Here is a 17,056-nt window from a genome sequence, read left to right on the forward strand (position 1 = left end):
TCCCTTGGAAAGACTACAGAGCAGTGACGGCTGATCTGAAGAAAATCTACCAATCAGCCACAGAAGATGAGGCTCTGCTGGCTCTAGAGCAGTTCTCTGCCCGATGGGATAGTAAGTATCCTCAAATCAGTCGCTCTTGGACGACGCATTGGGACAACCTCAATACCTTGTTTAGCTACCCAGAGGACATCCGCCGAGCGATCTACACGACTAACGCCATTGAATCCCTCAACAGCGTCATTAGAAAAGCGATTAAGAAGCGCAAGCTGTTCCCAACGGATGAGTCAGCTCGAAAGGTGATCTACCTAGCTATCCGTGATGCTTCTAAGAAGTGGACGATGCCGATTAGAAACTGGCGACAAGCTCTAAACCGCTTTATGATTATGTTCGAAGACCGACTCTCTGAGTACATGTAACCTCGACAGTTACACAGAATTATTTACAGGGTCTGTTTTTTTAATGCGTAATCAAAAGATTCTTTCACTTTTTCTTGGGTATATAGTTCAGGATTGTATGACCAATCTTCCATTGTTTCACAAATTTCAAAATCTACCGGCTTTTGCTGCCAACGATGATCAAACTCATAATCTGGATATTCATTAGGATAAGGCCCCGAACCTTTTGTATGCTCAATTGCGTATGGATAGCCTTGCTCCATATGATTCCATCCCCATTCTGCCCAATCACCTAAACAGTCAGCTCGCCAACCAAAGCCTTTTAGAGTTGCATAACTTAATGTATCTTCATCTTTTGAATTAATGAGCATTGTTTTTGTCGTTCGTGGAAAAGTTTTTTCAACAAGATCAACATAATAAAAAAGCTCTTCGTTGGTATAGCCCTGTGATATAAGATCTGGATGTTGCGGAGTTTGAATTGTTCGACTAGCCATATGCCATTCTCCCCACGTACCGACTAAACCAACATCAAGACGAAGAATATTATTATTGCCGTCATATTTATCGCCTAGTGCTTGCATTAACTGGGCAACTTTTTCCTTAAAATAGGGCTGATTATAATCAGGAATAAATTCAGCATTGGTTGAACAACCCTCCCACTGACCTGATGGAATAGTGCTGCTCAGTTGATCCTTAATCCAACATGGAACACCTAAAATTGGTTGGAAGTTGAAACCAAGCTCTCCATAATAGGTTTCACCTGGAGCTGCTAGCGTCATAATACGAAAAACTAATTTTTTATTATGTTTTATGGCGTCTTTCAATGCCGTGTCGATGACCGAAAAATCATATTCACCATCTCGAGGTTCTAGTTGTTCCCAATACCAACGATAGTACACAACACTTGTTACTGGATAGCTTGGGACAGGTGTGTAGGGATCATCATGGATATGGATTGATGATAAATCAGTAAAGCCAATATCAGGGTTAACCAAAACATTACTATTTATCAGTGGGGTAATGGATTGAATGTTATCAGGTAGTAATGGCAAAGTATTCGCATTGCTAGAACTATCATTGCAGCCCAGAAGAATAGATAAAGATAGGACTGGGATAATATAACTTTTAGGCATTGTTGTCTAATTAATGTTCTAATGAAATTTATCTTATAATATGTTGAATTGTTTTTTTTATATCAAATTAATGTAAAAAAGGAGATGTTAAATCTCCTTTTTTATTTGTTATTTTAGAATATTATTTAATATATACATCACCTATTGTATGCCATCCATCATTATCTCTACCAAAAATACCTAACTTTATAGCTGGGTTATTATTTTTATCGAGTAGTGCAACTTGTAATTTATACATTCCCGTTTGCATATTAACTGGCAATGAAAAAATATTGTTTTGATTGTAATTATGTGCATCTTGGTTTATATCCTCTGCAGGATACCATTTTGTTATATCATTTTCTGTATTCCAAGTAATGATGCTATTATTTTTTTGATTTATTAATCTCCAAGAAACAGGATAATTATTATAGCTTGGAGCTGAACCGACATTCTTCCATGTTGAATTAATCGTTATATTACTACCTGGTTTAAAATTACTAATTAATTGTACAAAAGATAACTCAAATCGATAACCTAATTTTTTAAGAAAATCATCCATTAAATCTTGGTACATTTCAGGGACATTACCTGATTTTATATTTAATAAAGAAGCATGTTTATTTAAAGCAAAGTCAAAAGTTTGTTTGATTTTGTCTCTTGTATATATATTTGGTTCATAACTAAAATCATTTAACGAGGTACAAACCTCAAAATCGACTGGAGCTGTTTTCCAATGTTGAGAAAAATTTTGATATGCATGTCGGTTTGCTAAAGTACTGTTACCTTCTATAAAGTTTATTGTGTCTGGATAACCATTTTCCATGTGATTCCATCCCCAAGGAGCCCAGTCACCTAGGCAATCAGCACGCCAACCTAAATTTAATCTAGATGTTACATCACTTGCGATTGTTTCTGATCTTGAACCCAAATCAATCGATAGTTGTTGGTCTGGGAAAGCGTTATGCATCATATCAACATAGGGTTTTAAATCTTCATATGTATAGCCGTTTTGACCTAATTCAGCATGATCTGCATGAGTTGCAAGATTCCATTCCCCCCATGTACCAACAAGGCCAACATCAATTCTTAAGATGTTTTTATTAGAGTTATATCGTTGGCCCATAGCATTAACAAATTTAGTTAATTTTTCTTTTAGTAAAGGATTTTTATAGTCCACAACATAGCTATTATCATCTTTACAAATATCAAAGGTATTCGGATCTATTTGTTTTTTTAACCAACACGGTATTCCCAGTGTTTTTTTACCTGCTAATGGTGATGGATTATAATAGGTTTCATTAAGTCCTGACATTGTCATAAACCGAAAAACAAATTTTTTTCCTAAATTTTTCGCTTGATTAATTGTGTCATCAATAAGTTGAAAATTATATTTTCCTTCTTCAGTTTCTAATTCTTCCCAATACCATCGAAAATAAACAACTGAAGTTTCTGGATGAGTTGGTTCAGACCACCAAGGATCATTTCTTCTATCAAAAGTATGAAAATCTGTAATACCAATATCTGGATTAACTAATATATCATTGATTGTTTCTGGATAATAATTAATTGTTTCTTGCTTCTGCTTGCTATAAGCATTTTGACTAATGATTAATGAAGAAATAAGAGCGGCATAATATAAATTTGTTTTTTTCATAATTAATATCCAGTTGCTGGTTTGATATTGAATATGCCAAAAAACAAAATTTAGTAAATATACTTTTTTGTGATCTTGGTTCCGTTGTTTTTATTTAAAATTAAAAAAACATTGATTTCGACAAAATATTGTCGTTGTCATTTTTTTGTCGTAAATGTAATTATATGTTTGACTCTTATTAATATTTATATCATGAATTATTTAGACCTGTTAATAATGAATAACAGGTCTAAAATAATTAAAATTGAAAGATTATTCCCACTGTATTAGTGTGTTTTTTGGCCAGTTGCTACCAATTTCATGATACTGTTTTTCTAAGATATGCCGTTTTATTTTTAATGTTGGAGTTAGAATGCCATTTTCTATACTCCATGGTTCTTTGATCATGAGTACCCCTCGAATTTGGGCATGGGATTCGAGCTCGCTATTAAGTTTTGCAATCACTTTATGAACTCGCTTTTCATATCGAGCACGATCAAAATTAGGAAAACTATGAGGGACGGCTAATAGAATCGGTCCTGGCATACCGGATCCGATGATACACATAAGCTCTAAGTTGCTTAATTCAAAGAGTCTCTTTTCGATAGGGACTGGCGCTACAAATTTGCCTTTACTTGTTTTAAAGGTGTCTTTGATTCGTCCCTCTATTGTGATGTAACCATCTTCATCAATAGAACCTAAATCGCCCGTATGAAGCCAACCATCTTCATCAATGGTTTCTTTGGTTGCTTCTTCATTTTTATAATAGCCACTGAATAATCCTTTACCACGAACAAGAATTTCTTCCTCAGCTGTCAGTTTTATTTCAATTCCTGGACCTGCATTACCTACTGAACCAATTTTGTCTGCTCTAAATGGATAATTTAAGGTGCTATAGGCAAAAGACTCCGTCATTCCCCAAGCCTCGGTGATATTAAGTCCAATATGACGGTACCATTCCAGTAAAGCAGGTGATACAGGGGCTGAGCCGCAGCCTAAAACGCGTGCTTTATCTAGGCCTAAACCATCAGCAAGTTTTCGCTTAATGAGTCCTGAAATAAATGGAATTTTTAATAATAAATTGAGTTTAGCAGGCGGTAGTTTCTCATGAATACGTTGTTGAAACAGAGTCCACAATCTCGGGACTGAAATGAAGAGAGTTGGGCGATGCATTTTGACATCGTCTATAAACGTATCTAACGACTCTGGAAATGCTACTTGGATCCCTGCTTGGACTGATGTACCGAATATGTAGACTCGTTCTGTAATATGAGCAAGAGGTAAATAGGAGAATAGACGTTCATTTTCTTTGATACCGATATGCTCGATCAGACGTTGTGAAGACCAGGCAAATGCGCCGTAACTTAGCATCGCACCTTTAGGTAGCCCAGAGGTTCCAGATGTGTAGACAATAGACATGATGTCTTCATGAGAATGCTGAGGTCTTTCTTGGCTTGGTTCGTATTTCGCAATGAGTTCGTCAAATTGGTATTGGCATTTAGGAGCGGTAGAATAATTAAAGCCGATCGTTGGTATGTAAGCATGCTTTGCACATACCGAATTAACCGCTTTCTCATCATCTAGTTTTCCTATAAGGATGATTTTAGATTCACTATGAGTAATGCAGTGTTCTATTGTGTCAGCGCCAGCCGTTGGAAAAATTGGTACACTAATATAACTTCCAAGCATCATAGCTAGGTCGGTGATAAACCATTCAGCGCAGTTTTTAGCGATTAATGCCACACGATCACCAGGTTGAATTCCCATATCACGCAGACAAGATACGAGGCGAAGTGCTTTATCTAATACATCAGCATAGGTGTAATCAGTAAACTCTCGATTAATAATCTGACGTAAAAAAACCTCGTTAGGCTTCTTCTCTGCCCATTGAATTAACATATTGTAAGGTAAAGATTGATCCATCATGAAGTCCTTTGAAGGGTAGTTTAATGGCACACTCATTGCTTCTTCCTTATTATAAATAGTCTTTAGAGTGATTCGTTTTTGTCCATATTGATAATTCTAAGTATAGGCAGAGGTTTTTATTAATGTGCAATCATACACTTATATTTTATGTGGATGATGTCTCATTCTTAGTGTTAATACTCAGTTCTATTTGCGATCTAGAAGAACAAAAGAAGAAAACCGTTAAGTGATGAGTGACATTTATTCTGATGTGGGTTATAACCCGACCTGTTTTGTCTTGGGTCGTTTGGAGATATTGTGAAAATTCTTCGCGCTTTTTGGGGTATTGGACTGATGTCTGTACTATGTCAGCCTGTTTTGGCCTCTAATTATTCATACAATGATTTTCCACCCAAAGGAAGTCGTACTGTAGATGATGTTATCAAACGTTACCAACCTATTGTTGAGCCTAGATTAAAGATTGATTTTGCTCGCGCTGAGGTTTCTTATCCTCCCAAAAAAATTGCGTTATTTGCGATGAAAAATGAGCAAAAAATGGAGTTATGGGCAGAGGAAGGTGATACATGGCATCTTATTAAAAACTATCCAATAACAAAGTTAAGCGGTGTTATGGGGCCAAAAAAGCGAGAAGGGGATAAGCAGATTCCGGAAGGGATTTATCAAGTTGAATTCCTCAATCCTAATAGTCAGTATCACTTATCGATGAAACTTAACTACCCCAATGATTTTGATTTGAAGTATGCAAAGTTAGAGGGAAGAACAAAGCCTGGTACTAATATTTTCATTCATGGCAAGGAATCATCTGTTGGCTGTTTAGCTATTGGTGATGTTGCTATTGAAGAGTTATTTGTTTTAGCGAAAAATACGGGAATCGACAATATTGATGTGGTTATTAGTCCTTATGATCCAAGAACAAGAACTTTAGTACCCACACTCTCTGAGCCATATTGGACGTCCATTCTCTATCGCGATATTACCCATGTAGCTCAGCAGTTTGATAGCAAAAGACATCTATAACAAAGGCTCTAAAGGAATAAAGTGTGATATTGAGCATATAATTCACCTTAGCCTTCGTTAGAGAACAAAATTTATAAAAATTTAATACACAAATTGTGGCTTATCGTATTTCATTTTGTAATACTTTACAGCACATAATACCAAACAGATGAATACCATCGATTACGGAAGCTTATCGGTGGTAAACACAGATACAAAGAGTAATACTTATTTATGCCAAAGCGTAGTAAAGAAGATACCGAGATTACAATTCAAACGATCATGGATGCCGTTGTAGATCAGATTCTGACATTAGGCTACGACAAAATGTCTTACACCACTTTGAGTAATCAGACAGGCATATCGCGTACAGGCATTAGCCATCATTTTCCTAAGAAACAAGATTTTGCTAATGCTCTTGATGGGCGCATTTTTCAAATTTTTGTTGAAAAACTCGATCTCGAACATGGGTTAGAAAACTTTTCTCTTAGTTGGAATCGAGCACTAGATGATGAAAAGTTCAGAGCTGTATTGCGATTACTATTTTTACACATTTCAGCGACTGAAACCTCTCATGAATTTGCAAGTAAAGGTATTGAGCGTTTGTTTACTATCTGTGTAGAGAAATTTGGAATTGAAAGCAATGAAGAACTAGAGTGTTTATTAGGTCGATCGTTAGTCCGCTTGGCAAAGTAAGCGTTATCTCTCTTTTTCTTAGAAAAACCACCTTTATTGCAAAGGTGGTTTTTTTATATATAGCTTTAGCCAATAATATTAAAATGAACTATCTAGATAAGTTGAATTCTAGAGCTAAAACTCTAAAATGGTCAAAAAAGTCATATATTGGCTTCAGAAGGATTTATGAATGAGAGTTAAGCCATTTACATTACCTAAGCTAGCCCTCGCGCTGTTTGCTTTATCGCCTATAGCTGGCCAAGCTGAATCAGTCAGCTTTAGTCAAGCTTGGCAAACTGTCGTTAGTCAAAATGAAGGGCTAGCGGCAGAACGAACAAAAGTTGATCAAGCTAAATATCTACAAGATGCTGCTTGGGATCTGAATTTACCCCAAGTTAGTGTCGGTGCGAATTATACTCGTTTAGATGATAACATTGAGATATCACCATCCGATTTATTTTCAAGCATGCCAGCTTCTGGTTCTGATGCTGGTAAAGTTATTTCTCAATTAGCAGAGCAGTTGTCTAAACTAACGGGTACTGATTTCAATTCTTTATTCACCTCTCAAATCACGGATAAAGATGTTTTTACCAGCTCTATTCGCGCTATTTGGCCTATTTTTACTGGTGGGCGCATTAATGCTGCTCAAGCCATTGCAGAAGGTAAAACCGAAGAAGCTAAATATATGCTGGCCATGAAAAAGCAAGCTACCTATGAAGACCTTTCTCGATTTTACTTTGGCGTTGTGCTTGCTGAGCAGGTATATAAAACCCGACAAGAAGTAGAGGCCGGATTAAAACAGCATTTTGAGCATGCGGTTAAGCTCCAACAACAAGGGCAAATAGCTCGTGTGGAACGATTACAGGCAGAAGCTGCCTACGACAAAGCAAAAGTAGAAACACAAAAATCAAAGCGAGACTTAGAAATTGTGCAAGTTGCGTTAACTAAGCTTCTTAACGCGAGCTCGCCAATAACCCCAACAACGACATTGTTTACTAATGAGCAGTTACCTAATTTAGATTCTTTTCTTTCTCAGACTCTAACCACGTATCCTGGTTTGCACTTATTAGATGCAAAACGCAAACAAGCTAATGGTTTAATTGATGTGGAGAAGGGCAAGTATTATCCAGAAGTTTACCTATATGGTAATTACAATATTTATGATGGACATTCTCTTGCTGCAGAATTAACACCTGATTGGGCCGTTGGGGTTGGCGTCAATATTCCATTAATTGATAACACGGGTCGAAGCGGTAAATTAAAGGCAGCACACAGCGCAGTATCGCAGGTTAATCATTTGCAAGCGCAAGCAAAACAAGATCTTTCTGTTTTAGTTGAGAAAACCTATAAAGAAGCAAACCAAGCTTTGGAAGAGTATCAAGGCCTACAATCGAGCTTAAATTTAGCTAATGAAAATGTCCGTTTACGGGAAAAAGCGTTTAGCCAAGGACTTTCAACATCATTAGATGTGGTTGATGCAGAATTGTTTTTAGCCAGTATTAAGACTCAACGTTTAGCAGCATCATATCAATACATCACATCTTTAACTCGTCTTTTGGCTATCAGTGGTCAAATGAGTGAATTTAATCAGTATCAAAAATATCGCGGTCTTGAGGTTCAATCTAAATGAGTAAAGTTAAAACCCTAGCAGTTGTCGTTCCTGTTGCAGCCCTAGTCTCATGGTTAGGTTATACCTTTTGGCAAGCATATCAACCAGTACCTGAACGGATGCAGGGCCAAATAGAGGCGCAGCAATATAATATTTCATCAAAAATTCCAGGCCGTATAGATAAGGTTTTGGTTCATAAAGGTGATGAAGTTAAACCTGGTCAGTTAATATTCACGCTGCTTACACCTGAAATTGATGCAAAACTTATGCAAGCTAAAGCTGGTAAATCTGCGGCAGGCGCTTTAGCCGAAGAAGCTGAAAAGGGGGCGCGTCGCCAGCAGGTTGCCGCAGCACAAGATCAGTGGCGAAAAGCAAGTGCGGCTGCTGATTTAATGGAAAAAACATACCGACGTATTGATAATCTGTATAAAGATGGCGTTGTTGCTCAGCAAAAACGCGATGAAGTTTATACTCAATGGCAAGCAGCCAAATATACAGAAAGCGCAGCTTATCAGATGTATCAAATGGCGAAAGAAGGTGCACGAGTAGAAACCAAGAAAGCGGCACAAGAGAAAGTTAAAATGGCTGAAGGTGCGGTAGCCGAAGTTCAAGCCTATGCGGATGATGCTAAAGCAACAAGTTGGCACAATGGAGAAGTGTCGCAGATCTTGCTTCATGATGGCGAACTGGCACCTCAAGGTTTTCCTGTTGTGACTATTATGGATATGAGCGATGCATGGGCGGTGTTTAACGTTCGTGAAGATAAGTTAAAGGATTATCAAAAAGGTGCCGAGCTTACGGTGAAAATTCCTGCTTTAGGTGAACAGGAGTATCGTTTTAAGGTTACTCATGTTGCCGTAATGGGTGATTTTGCAACATGGCGTGCAACAGATACTGCTAAGGGCTTTGATATGCGTACCTTTGAAGTGGAAGCGCGTCCGATGGAACCTATTGATGGTTTACGTGCCGGTATGAGTGTAATAGTCGAGTAATCTTATGTTTTGCCTTTCATATATAAAACGAGAATGGCAACTGATCTGGCAAGATGGATGGCTAAGAGCATTACTGATTTGGTTGCCTATCACTCTCTTTGTGACAATGTGGCTGATTTTTTCTGCTGGAATAGCAAGAGACTTGCCGATTGGTGTTGTTGATCTTGACCATAGTCGTATGTCTCGTGGCTTAACTCGTTATTTTAATGCGAGTCCGACCATGGAAGTGACAGCTCAGTTTACTGATCGAGCTGCTGGGGATCGAGCATTACGAGGCGGTGATATCTACGCATTAGTTGTGTTGCCTGATTCATTAGAAAAAGACACTATGTTGGGATACTCGCCATCTGTAACAGTATTTTATAACAGTCAGTTTATCTTGATTGCTAAGTTACTCAACTCCGCGATGGTGCAGGCGCAAGCTACCTATAATGCTTCTATCGAAACACTGAGAAATATGTCTCATGGTTCGCCAGTTCCTCTACAAGCATTGGGGCAAGCCGTTCCTGTTCAAAGTCAGATTACACCACTGTTTAATAGTAATAGTCATTATGGTCAGTTTCTTGTTTCTGCAATCTTACCTGCAATTTGGCAGATCCTGATTGTTGCGACAACCGTTATGACTCTCGCTGCTGAAGATCGTCGACAAGGTTTGCTTAATTGGCTTCGAGAACGACCATATCAGAAAGTAATGAGTAAATTCGTTCCTTACTTTTTTGGTTTTCTCATTCAGGGCATGCTGTTCTTGTGGGGAATGTATGGCGTACTAGATTGGCCTATGCATGGTAGTTGGTTGATCTTATTTACAGCGCAAAGTTTGATGGTACTCGCTTGTATTAGTGTTGGCTGCCTATTCTATTTTGTCGCTATGGATACAGCTCGCGCCATGAGTTTTGTTGCTGGATTTACAGCTCCTGCATTTGCATTTATGGGCATTACATTTCCTGCAACTAACATGCATCCATTAGCTCAAATGTGGCGCTCGCTATTGCCTGTTAGCCATTATATCGAGATTCAGCTGCAGCAGGTCGATTATGGTACGGGTTGGTTTCAAGCCCGCGATAACTTGTTTGTCTTAGCGCTTTTTATCATTGCGCTAATACTTGGTTTAGTAAAAATGCATTTTTGGCGAAAAGGGCAACTGAAACATGAAGCTAAGTTAGATGTTAATAAGGAGACATTATGAGTTGGAAGTCCTTATTAAGGTTTGAACTTAAAGCTATATTTACTAATCCAGCGCTACTGTTCACGGTTTTTGGTGGTATCGTAATTTATTCATTTCTTTACCCATTGCCATACTCGGAACAATTACCTCGAGAGCAGCGAGTTGCCGTGGTTAATTTGGATCAGAGTCAATTAAGTCGAAAACTGATTCGTATGGCTGATGCAACACCACAAGTTGAAATTACTGAACATTTGGGCAGTATTTATTCGGCTCAACAGCAACTTGAGCAGAGTAATATTGATGGCATTTTAGTCATTCCTGAGAATTTTTATCGAGATGTTCTGCTCGGAAAAAGTCCAACTTTAGCTTACGCTGGCAACGCTGCACTATTTTTAGTTTATGGTACTGTTGTTGAAGGATTAGCATCTGCTGGTGGAACGTTAGGGGCGCATATTAAAGTCTCCCATATGGTAATGGATGGTCATAATATTGCTTTAGCGGCTAAACAATATTCGGCAATGAAGCTAAATATGAGACCAATTTTCAATACTACAATGGGCTACATTAATTATGTTGTACCCGCAGTATTTGTTTTGATCTTACATCAAACATTGCTAATTGGCGTTTCCATCATTGGAGGTGAACATAATGAGCGACGGGCCGAAGGAGAAATTGGCTACTGGATGACATATCCCGCTTGGAAAATAATTTTTGTGAGAACAATACTGTTTGTTTTGATCTATATTCCTCTAACGATGTATTACTTTGGTTGGAGTTTTGATTATTACGATATAAGTAAGCTTGCTAAAGTTCCTGAGTTACTCTTGCTAACTGTTCCGTTCTTAGTTTCGGTGATCAGTTTAGGTTTAGTGATAGGGCAATTGATCCCTCGGCGTGAATTAGCAACATTAATTGTTTTGTTAAGTTCATTACCGCTGGTGTTCTCCGCCGGATTTATTTGGCCAACCGCAGAATTACCTACCATTATTAAAGGTTTTGCACAATTAGTACCGTCAACTCCGGCTATAAATGGCTTTTTACGGTTAAATCAAATGGGAGCCAGTTTTACCCAAGTTGCTCCATATTTTTGGCAGATGTGGTTGCAGGCCGTGATTTACTTTATGCTAGCTTGGGGGTTGATGAGCCGTAATCGAAGTCATTTAGAATAAAGTCCAATTATCACTTAATAATAATGAGCGCTTTAGGTCTTGAATCTGAAGCGTTTTTTTATGTATTAATTGTGAGATAAGTATGCTTTATAAGTAGAATATATTTACATAAAGAATTGTTAATACTAATCTTTCAAAGATACCAATGATGATATAGGACATATACATGAAAAAGCAGATCTCTGTATTAGCGTTATCACTTGCAGCAGTATTCTCGGCAGCTGTTTTTGCTGGCAACGGGGTGGATACAACTATGGACAAGGCCGCAATGGATGCAAAACAAGATGCTCATGCGGTGATGAAGGATGCTAGTTCTGATTCTAAAGATGCAATGATTGACATTAAAGATGAATTGAATAAAGGTACTGAAGATGTCATGAAAATGGCTGAAAAAGAGGGTAATGCAGAATCTCATGCCATCAATAAGCACTCCGATGCTATGAAGATTGATAAGGATGCAATGAAAGAAGAAGCGGCGACACAAGTACAAGAAAAAGTTATTAAAGAAGTTACTAATTAATCATTATTTTAAACTCAAGTGTTTGAAATTAATTAGATAGTTAAGCCCTTGAAGATAGACTCAAGGGCTTTTTATGTATTTTATAACCTGTTATTCATCATCAAAAGAATCTAATAACGTTTGAGATAAAACAAAGTAGTTAGCGCCTGATTTAGCATCAACAAAATCTAATAGACGATCATAATAGCCAACACTATCAGCATAGATCATTTGGCGAAGTGACGTTTCAATAACATTGGAGTCAGCCGCAAAGCCTATAAACATAGTGCCGTGTTCTAAGGCGTTACCAAATGGACGATTTTGACGAAGCATTTTAATTTCTTCATCATCAATAATCACTTTACTCTTGTTGTTATGAGCCCAAACAGGTTTAGTCTCGTCATCAAGTTCAATGTTGTCTAATTTAGTTCGACCAATCACTTTCTCTTGATAATCTGTTGATTGTTTTTCCCATTTTAATTCGCGATCGACATAACGCTGCACGGTTAGATAGCTACCTCCATGGTGGATCTCTTCATCATCTTGCACTAATACTGCATTAATACGAGCGGTATTTTTCGGATTTTCAGTACCATCAACAAAGTCGATTAAATCGCGATTATCCAAGTATTTGAACCCCTGAATATCTTCAGCAAGATCAGCACAAGCTCTAAAGGCGTTAAGCAGATATTTAGCGGCTTGATAATTTAAATCCATACGTTCAGATTTAATCATAAAGAACACGTCACCGGCTGTGCTTGGGAATTGGCGCTCACCATCTTTCATTTCTGTAAACGTTGTAAGATGCTTAGGCATAACAACATCAGGAAAAACAATTGGCCATGCTTTTTTTGATACTGCTACAGTGATATTGAGATTAGCTGTTAGATCTTTTTGGGCTATAGATTTTTCGATCCCTGCTATTTGTGAAAAAGCATCTTGTAGGCTTTCTGTATCCGCATTCTCATTAAGAACGAAGGTAAGATATTCAGCAAATGTCGATGGGTTTGATAAAGCACCTGCTTGTGCTAATTCTGCAATATTTTGAGTCATAATATTTAGCCTTTTATAGTCTTTACCTTAATTTATACCCTTTATAATAGTGCTGATAAGTGAAACTTTAGGAATATTATTTTCCATAATTTGATCTTGGTCTTTGCATCATAATCTGACCTCAGTAACAATGTAATTTATCGATATATCAATCTGTTAAGTAAATAATTTGACGCTTGATATTACTGATTTTGACTATTTGAATTTTCGGTCATTTTCTTATCTTTTGAGTTATGGAGCAGTGATGAGTTCAGAAAAAGAAAAAATGCTAGCTGGTTTACCCTATGATGCATGGGATCCTCAGTTACTAAATGAACGTATGAGAGCAAAGGCTTACTGCCATAAATTTAATCTGGCTGATCCAACTTTATTAGATGAGAGAATGGCTATTTTGTCTGACTTACTTCATGTTGAGGGTACCGCTCATTTAGAGCCTAATTTTTATTGTGATTATGGATACAATATCCATTTAGGTGATAATTTTTATGCAAATCACAATTTAACTATCATTGATGTCTGTAAAGTTGATATTGGCACCAACGTATTGATAGCTCCTCATGTACTTATTTCTACGGGTACTCATCCTACAAATCCTGTGGAACGTCGTAGTACAGAATACGGAAAGCCAATAAAGATTGGTAACGATGTTTGGATTGGTGGTAATGCTTCTATTTTGCCCGGCGTAACTATTGGCGATCGTGTTGTAATAGGCGCGGGTAGTGTTGTAAATAAAGATATTCCTAGCGATAGTATTGCAGTAGGGAACCCATGTCGGGTAATTAAAAAATTAGCAGATTCGTAATCATTAATCGATAAGAATTACGGAGTGAAAGTCATGGCTGTCACTCCATTTGTCATATTGCTTCATCACAAGAGAAAATGCCGGATTTTGGAAATGAACTGTGAGCCATTGTCTAATCAAAGGATAGGGAGATTCAAGATACCAGTGACGTTCTACTTTCGAAAACTGACGAATAAAAGGCAGAAGAGCGTAATCAACTAAACTTGGATGTTGTCCCATAATAAAAGGCGTTTTACATAGACGCTGTTCTAGGTCTTTTAGAAGTATCTCACATTGATGTCGGCGAAGCTCTATATCGAGGTCATGGTAACGTGCTGCTGCTTTGTAGCGCTCTAATGCTGGGATAAATTTACTATCAAACTTTGCAATTAAGCTCAGCATATCGGCAAAATGGTGGGGATCATCTTCTAACAGTAAGTGGTTAGGATCATGTTGATTCAAAGCCCAGACCATAATTTCTAAGCTTTCATCAAGATAGTCACCATTTGGAATAACCAGTAAAGGGACTGTACCTTTAGCACTTATCTTGAGCATATCTCTAGGTTTGTTCTTCATATCTACTTCACGTAATTCCACTTGAATCTGAGCAAAATATAACCCTAAACGAGCTCTAATTGCGTAAGGGCATTGGCGAAGAGAGTAGAGAATAGGAGTAGACATCATGTCACCTAAATTATCCGTAACCTTCCATCATCATAGTACAAAAAACAGGCGCTGGCCAAGTTCTCATTTTTACGAAAAACAATAATTTTCTTTATCATCATAGAGTTAATTTGTATGACAGTTCAAAGAAAAAAGCCGTAAGTGGTAGATAATGGATGAGAACATTTCATGCTGGGGTAAAACAACGATAAGGATATAGTGTTATGTTAAAGTTTGGACCATCATTTATGACCATGGTTATGGGATTTACTCTAAGTAGTGCAGCTTATGCGGTTGATGAATGGCCTGATTTACCTGTTGGTGTAAAAAATGGAGTGAGTGCACAAGTTGGCTCTCAGCTATATGTAGGATTAGGTTCTGCTGGACAGCAATGGTATCGATTAGATCTCAACCAGAAAAGTAAGGGATGGCAAGCAGTCTCTCATTTCTCAGGACCTAGTAGAGATGGCGCTACTGCTACGGCTATAGGTAAGAATATTTATGTTTTCGGTGGTTCAGGAAAGGCTAAGGCTCAAGATAAGTCTCCAATTATTTTTGATACGATTTATCGTTATCAGGTCGATCTTGATAAATGGGAAGAAATGGATGCGCATACCCCTGTTGGACTATTAGGAGCTTCGTCATATTCGCCTAATGGAGAAGAAATACTTTTTTTCGGTGGTTATAACAAAACATATTTTGATCAATACCTTGCATCAATTACTGCTGTTGATAAAGATACTCAACCCGAAAAATGGCAATCGATAGTTGATGGCTACATGGGGATGAAGCCTGCAGATTATAAATGGAATAATTTTGTGATTAGTTTTGAACCTCATACTGGTTTTTGGCGAAGTCTTGGTGAAGTTCCTTATAGTGCAAATTGTGGTGCCGCTTTAGTTCAGAATAAAAAGAATGCAGTAATTATCAGTGGGGAGATTAAGCCTGGTTTACGAACTGCAGAGGTTAAAGAATACCAATTTGGTACTCCATCACCATGGCTAAAACTTAATGAATTACCTGTACCTCAAGGTTTTACCTTACAAGAAGGGGTTGCCGGCTCTTTTGCTGGTATGAGCCATGACGCTATGATTGTCATGGGTGGAGCGAATTTTCATGGTGCACAACAAGCGTTTGCCAAAGGAAAAATGTTTGCTCATGCGGGTCTGAGTAAATCTTATAATCCTGAAATGTACGTTTATCAAGATAAGCAATGGCAGCAAGTGAACGACTTTATTTCAGGACTTGCATATGGTTCCTCTTTCACAACGTCTGATGGAGTGCTTATTGCTGGTGGGGAAAACAGTGATGGCCAAGCCTCAAATAAAGTCTATCTGCTTAACTGGAATGGAAAAACTGTTGATATTGTTGATTAATAAACCTAAAGCAATACCGCCAAAAATGACACGATGTAATTAGGTATAATTGCAAAGAGATGCTGGATATTATTTTGCCAGCATTTCTTCTATTAAATCAATAAAGCAGCGAACTTTTGGTGATAAGTGTTTTCTGCTTGGGTAAAGCAAATATACATTCACTTCTGTTTCCGGCAAATCTTCAAATAATATTTCTAGCTGTCCTGTTTTTAAGTTATCTGCAATATAAAATTCAGGTAAACGGCAAATTCCTTGGCCTGCAAGAGTCATTGCTAATTCAATATTACCGTCATTGGTTTTCACTCTAGGTCTTACATCGACATTAATCAGTTGATTTGATTTATCAATATATTCCCAGCGGTAGGGTGATTTCAAATTAGAATAACAGATACAATCGTGTTTAGTGAGCTCAAAGGGGTGATAGGGGCGGCCTTTTCGTTCTAAATAATCAGGACTTGCAACCGTATAAATACAGCTTTTATAGATAGCTTTACAAATAAGAGATGATTCATCGAGTTGAGCTGCTGCTCGAATTGCCAAGTCGTATCCGTCCGCAATTACATCAATACGTTTATCGGTCAGATCGAGATCCAATATAACGTTAGGATAGCGTTTTGCATATTCAACTAGAATAGGTTGTAAATGTTGATGGCTAAATCCAATAGGGCAGTTGATACGTAATGTTCCTCTTGGAGAAGCTTCATGGTGAGTGATTAGGCTCACGGCATCTTCAGCACCTTGAATTAGTTGTATACATTGTTCGAAATAGGCTTCACCTTCAGGCGTTAAACTGAGTGAACGTGTTGTTCTGTTCAGTAACCGAACACCTAATCGATTTTCTAATTTATTCACTTCTTTACTTACATGTGAGCTAGAGTGGCCTAGTAGATGAGCTGCTGCCGAGAAACTTTCTGATTTAACAACCTGAACAAAGATAATGATACCATCAAATAATTGGTTATTTGTCATGTGGTTATTCACCTTATTTCAGATATAACTATGTGATATC

Annotated in this window: 16 protein-coding genes; 10 read left to right on the forward strand and 6 right to left on the reverse strand. The window is 37.7% G+C overall.

Annotated features, from left to right (window positions below):
- On the forward strand, nt 1-416 hold a 416-nt coding region (locus CTN07_RS14375), incomplete at its 5' end, for a transposase (RefSeq protein WP_146154889.1).
- A gap of 23 nt (nt 417-439) precedes the next feature.
- On the opposite strand, the gene CTN07_RS14380 is transcribed toward CTN07_RS14375, so the two are convergent.
- The 3 genes from CTN07_RS14380 to CTN07_RS14390 form a co-directional block, all read right to left on the reverse strand.
- A complete protein-coding gene (locus tag CTN07_RS14380; protein WP_005305424.1) occupies nt 440-1,528 on the reverse strand; it encodes a beta-galactosidase in 1,089 nt (362 codons plus the stop codon).
- 121 nt (nt 1,529-1,649) lie between these two features.
- The gene (locus CTN07_RS14385; protein WP_005305421.1) at nt 1,650-3,164 is read right to left on the reverse strand and encodes a DUF4832 domain-containing protein; all 1,515 of its coding nucleotides are present in this window, start codon (nt 3,162-3,164) and stop codon (nt 1,650-1,652) included.
- A gap of 252 nt (nt 3,165-3,416) precedes the next feature.
- Nucleotides 3,417-5,042, reverse strand: a complete 1,626-nt coding sequence (locus CTN07_RS14390; protein ID WP_171050624.1) for an AMP-binding protein — start codon at nt 5,040-5,042, stop codon at nt 3,417-3,419.
- A gap of 324 nt (nt 5,043-5,366) precedes the next feature.
- Between CTN07_RS14390 and CTN07_RS14395 the strand changes: the two genes are divergently transcribed.
- The 7 genes from CTN07_RS14395 to CTN07_RS14425 all read left to right on the forward strand — a co-directional run bounded on the left by CTN07_RS14395 (nt 5,367) and on the right by CTN07_RS14425 (nt 12,195).
- Nucleotides 5,367-6,086 carry a L,D-transpeptidase family protein gene (locus tag CTN07_RS14395; protein ID WP_005305416.1) on the forward strand — a complete coding sequence of 240 codons (720 nt, stop codon included), beginning with the start codon at nt 5,367-5,369 and terminating at the stop codon, nt 6,084-6,086.
- Between the two features lie 213 nt (nt 6,087-6,299).
- Nucleotides 6,300-6,761 (forward strand): TetR/AcrR family transcriptional regulator, encoded by a 462-nt coding sequence (locus CTN07_RS14400; protein WP_036765746.1) that lies wholly within the window; start codon nt 6,300-6,302, stop codon nt 6,759-6,761.
- 169 nt (nt 6,762-6,930) lie between these two features.
- On the forward strand, nt 6,931-8,370 hold the full coding sequence (locus CTN07_RS14405; protein ID WP_005305414.1) for a TolC family protein: 1,440 nt from the start codon (nt 6,931-6,933) through the stop codon (nt 8,368-8,370).
- On the forward strand, nt 8,367-9,341 hold the full coding sequence (locus CTN07_RS14410; RefSeq protein ID WP_036765743.1) for an HlyD family secretion protein: 975 nt from the start codon (nt 8,367-8,369) through the stop codon (nt 9,339-9,341). Before CTN07_RS14405 ends, CTN07_RS14410 begins: the two co-directional genes overlap by 4 nt.
- Before the next feature lie 4 nt (nt 9,342-9,345).
- Nucleotides 9,346-10,527 (forward strand): ABC transporter permease, encoded by a 1,182-nt coding sequence (locus CTN07_RS14415; RefSeq protein WP_005305410.1) that lies wholly within the window; start codon nt 9,346-9,348, stop codon nt 10,525-10,527.
- A complete protein-coding gene (locus CTN07_RS14420; RefSeq protein ID WP_005305408.1) occupies nt 10,524-11,675 on the forward strand; it encodes an ABC transporter permease in 1,152 nt (383 codons plus the stop codon). Before CTN07_RS14415 ends, CTN07_RS14420 begins: the two co-directional genes overlap by 4 nt.
- A 166-nt stretch (nt 11,676-11,841) precedes the next feature.
- Complete coding sequence (locus CTN07_RS14425; protein ID WP_005305405.1) at nt 11,842-12,195, forward strand: hypothetical protein; 354 nt, start codon at nt 11,842-11,844, stop codon at nt 12,193-12,195.
- A 90-nt stretch (nt 12,196-12,285) separates the two neighbouring features.
- Here CTN07_RS14425 and CTN07_RS14430 read toward each other — a convergent pair whose 3' ends face one another.
- Nucleotides 12,286-13,227: a Dyp-type peroxidase gene (locus tag CTN07_RS14430; protein WP_005305402.1), complete on the reverse strand. Its 942-nt coding sequence runs from the start codon at nt 13,225-13,227 to the stop codon at nt 12,286-12,288.
- Nucleotides 13,228-13,471: 244 nt separating this feature from the next.
- On the opposite strand from CTN07_RS14430, the gene CTN07_RS14435 reads away from it, so the two are divergent.
- On the forward strand, nt 13,472-14,029 hold the full coding sequence (locus CTN07_RS14435) for a sugar O-acetyltransferase (RefSeq protein WP_005305399.1): 558 nt from the start codon (nt 13,472-13,474) through the stop codon (nt 14,027-14,029).
- A gap of 3 nt (nt 14,030-14,032) precedes the next feature.
- Here CTN07_RS14435 and CTN07_RS14440 read toward each other — a convergent pair whose 3' ends face one another.
- Nucleotides 14,033-14,689, reverse strand: coding sequence for a glutathione S-transferase (locus tag CTN07_RS14440; RefSeq protein ID WP_005305396.1), 657 nt, complete (start codon nt 14,687-14,689; stop codon nt 14,033-14,035).
- A gap of 206 nt (nt 14,690-14,895) precedes the next feature.
- Here CTN07_RS14440 and CTN07_RS14445 point away from each other — a divergent pair, with 206 nt between their 5' ends.
- A complete protein-coding gene (locus CTN07_RS14445; RefSeq protein WP_005305394.1) occupies nt 14,896-16,047 on the forward strand; it encodes an N-acetylneuraminate epimerase in 1,152 nt (383 codons plus the stop codon).
- A 69-nt stretch (nt 16,048-16,116) separates the two neighbouring features.
- Here the strand turns inward: CTN07_RS14445 and CTN07_RS14450 are convergent, their stop codons facing one another.
- Nucleotides 16,117-17,016: a LysR family transcriptional regulator gene (locus CTN07_RS14450; RefSeq protein ID WP_005305391.1), complete on the reverse strand. Its 900-nt coding sequence runs from the start codon at nt 17,014-17,016 to the stop codon at nt 16,117-16,119.
- Nucleotides 17,017-17,056: the final 40 nt, after the last annotated feature.

This window comes from Photobacterium damselae (assembly GCF_003026815.1).
GTDB classification, from domain to species: Bacteria; Pseudomonadota; Gammaproteobacteria; order Enterobacterales; family Vibrionaceae; genus Photobacterium; species Photobacterium damselae.

What these genes read in the sequence shown, in the direction of transcription:
- CTN07_RS14380 (WP_005305424.1), bottom strand. Translation starts at nt 1,528, where the DNA reads ATGCCTAAAAGTTATATTATCCCAGTCCTATCTTTATCTATTCTTCTG.
- CTN07_RS14385 (WP_005305421.1), bottom strand. Translation starts at nt 3,164, where the DNA reads ATGAAAAAAACAAATTTATATTATGCCGCTCTTATTTCTTCATTAATC.
- CTN07_RS14390 (WP_171050624.1), bottom strand. Translation starts at nt 5,042, where the DNA reads ATGTTAATTCAATGGGCAGAGAAGAAGCCTAACGAGGTTTTTTTACGT.
- CTN07_RS14400 (WP_036765746.1), top strand. Translation starts at nt 6,300, where the DNA reads ATGCCAAAGCGTAGTAAAGAAGATACCGAGATTACAATTCAAACGATC.
- CTN07_RS14405 (WP_005305414.1), top strand. Translation starts at nt 6,931, where the DNA reads ATGAGAGTTAAGCCATTTACATTACCTAAGCTAGCCCTCGCGCTGTTT.
- CTN07_RS14410 (WP_036765743.1), top strand. Translation starts at nt 8,367, where the DNA reads ATGAGTAAAGTTAAAACCCTAGCAGTTGTCGTTCCTGTTGCAGCCCTA.
- CTN07_RS14415 (WP_005305410.1), top strand. Translation starts at nt 9,346, where the DNA reads ATGTTTTGCCTTTCATATATAAAACGAGAATGGCAACTGATCTGGCAA.
- CTN07_RS14420 (WP_005305408.1), top strand. Translation starts at nt 10,524, where the DNA reads ATGAGTTGGAAGTCCTTATTAAGGTTTGAACTTAAAGCTATATTTACT.
- CTN07_RS14425 (WP_005305405.1), top strand. Translation starts at nt 11,842, where the DNA reads ATGAAAAAGCAGATCTCTGTATTAGCGTTATCACTTGCAGCAGTATTC.
- CTN07_RS14430 (WP_005305402.1), bottom strand. Translation starts at nt 13,227, where the DNA reads ATGACTCAAAATATTGCAGAATTAGCACAAGCAGGTGCTTTATCAAAC.
- CTN07_RS14435 (WP_005305399.1), top strand. Translation starts at nt 13,472, where the DNA reads ATGAGTTCAGAAAAAGAAAAAATGCTAGCTGGTTTACCCTATGATGCA.
- CTN07_RS14440 (WP_005305396.1), bottom strand. Translation starts at nt 14,689, where the DNA reads ATGTCTACTCCTATTCTCTACTCTCTTCGCCAATGCCCTTACGCAATT.
- CTN07_RS14445 (WP_005305394.1), top strand. Translation starts at nt 14,896, where the DNA reads ATGTTAAAGTTTGGACCATCATTTATGACCATGGTTATGGGATTTACT.
- CTN07_RS14450 (WP_005305391.1), bottom strand. Translation starts at nt 17,016, where the DNA reads ATGACAAATAACCAATTATTTGATGGTATCATTATCTTTGTTCAGGTT.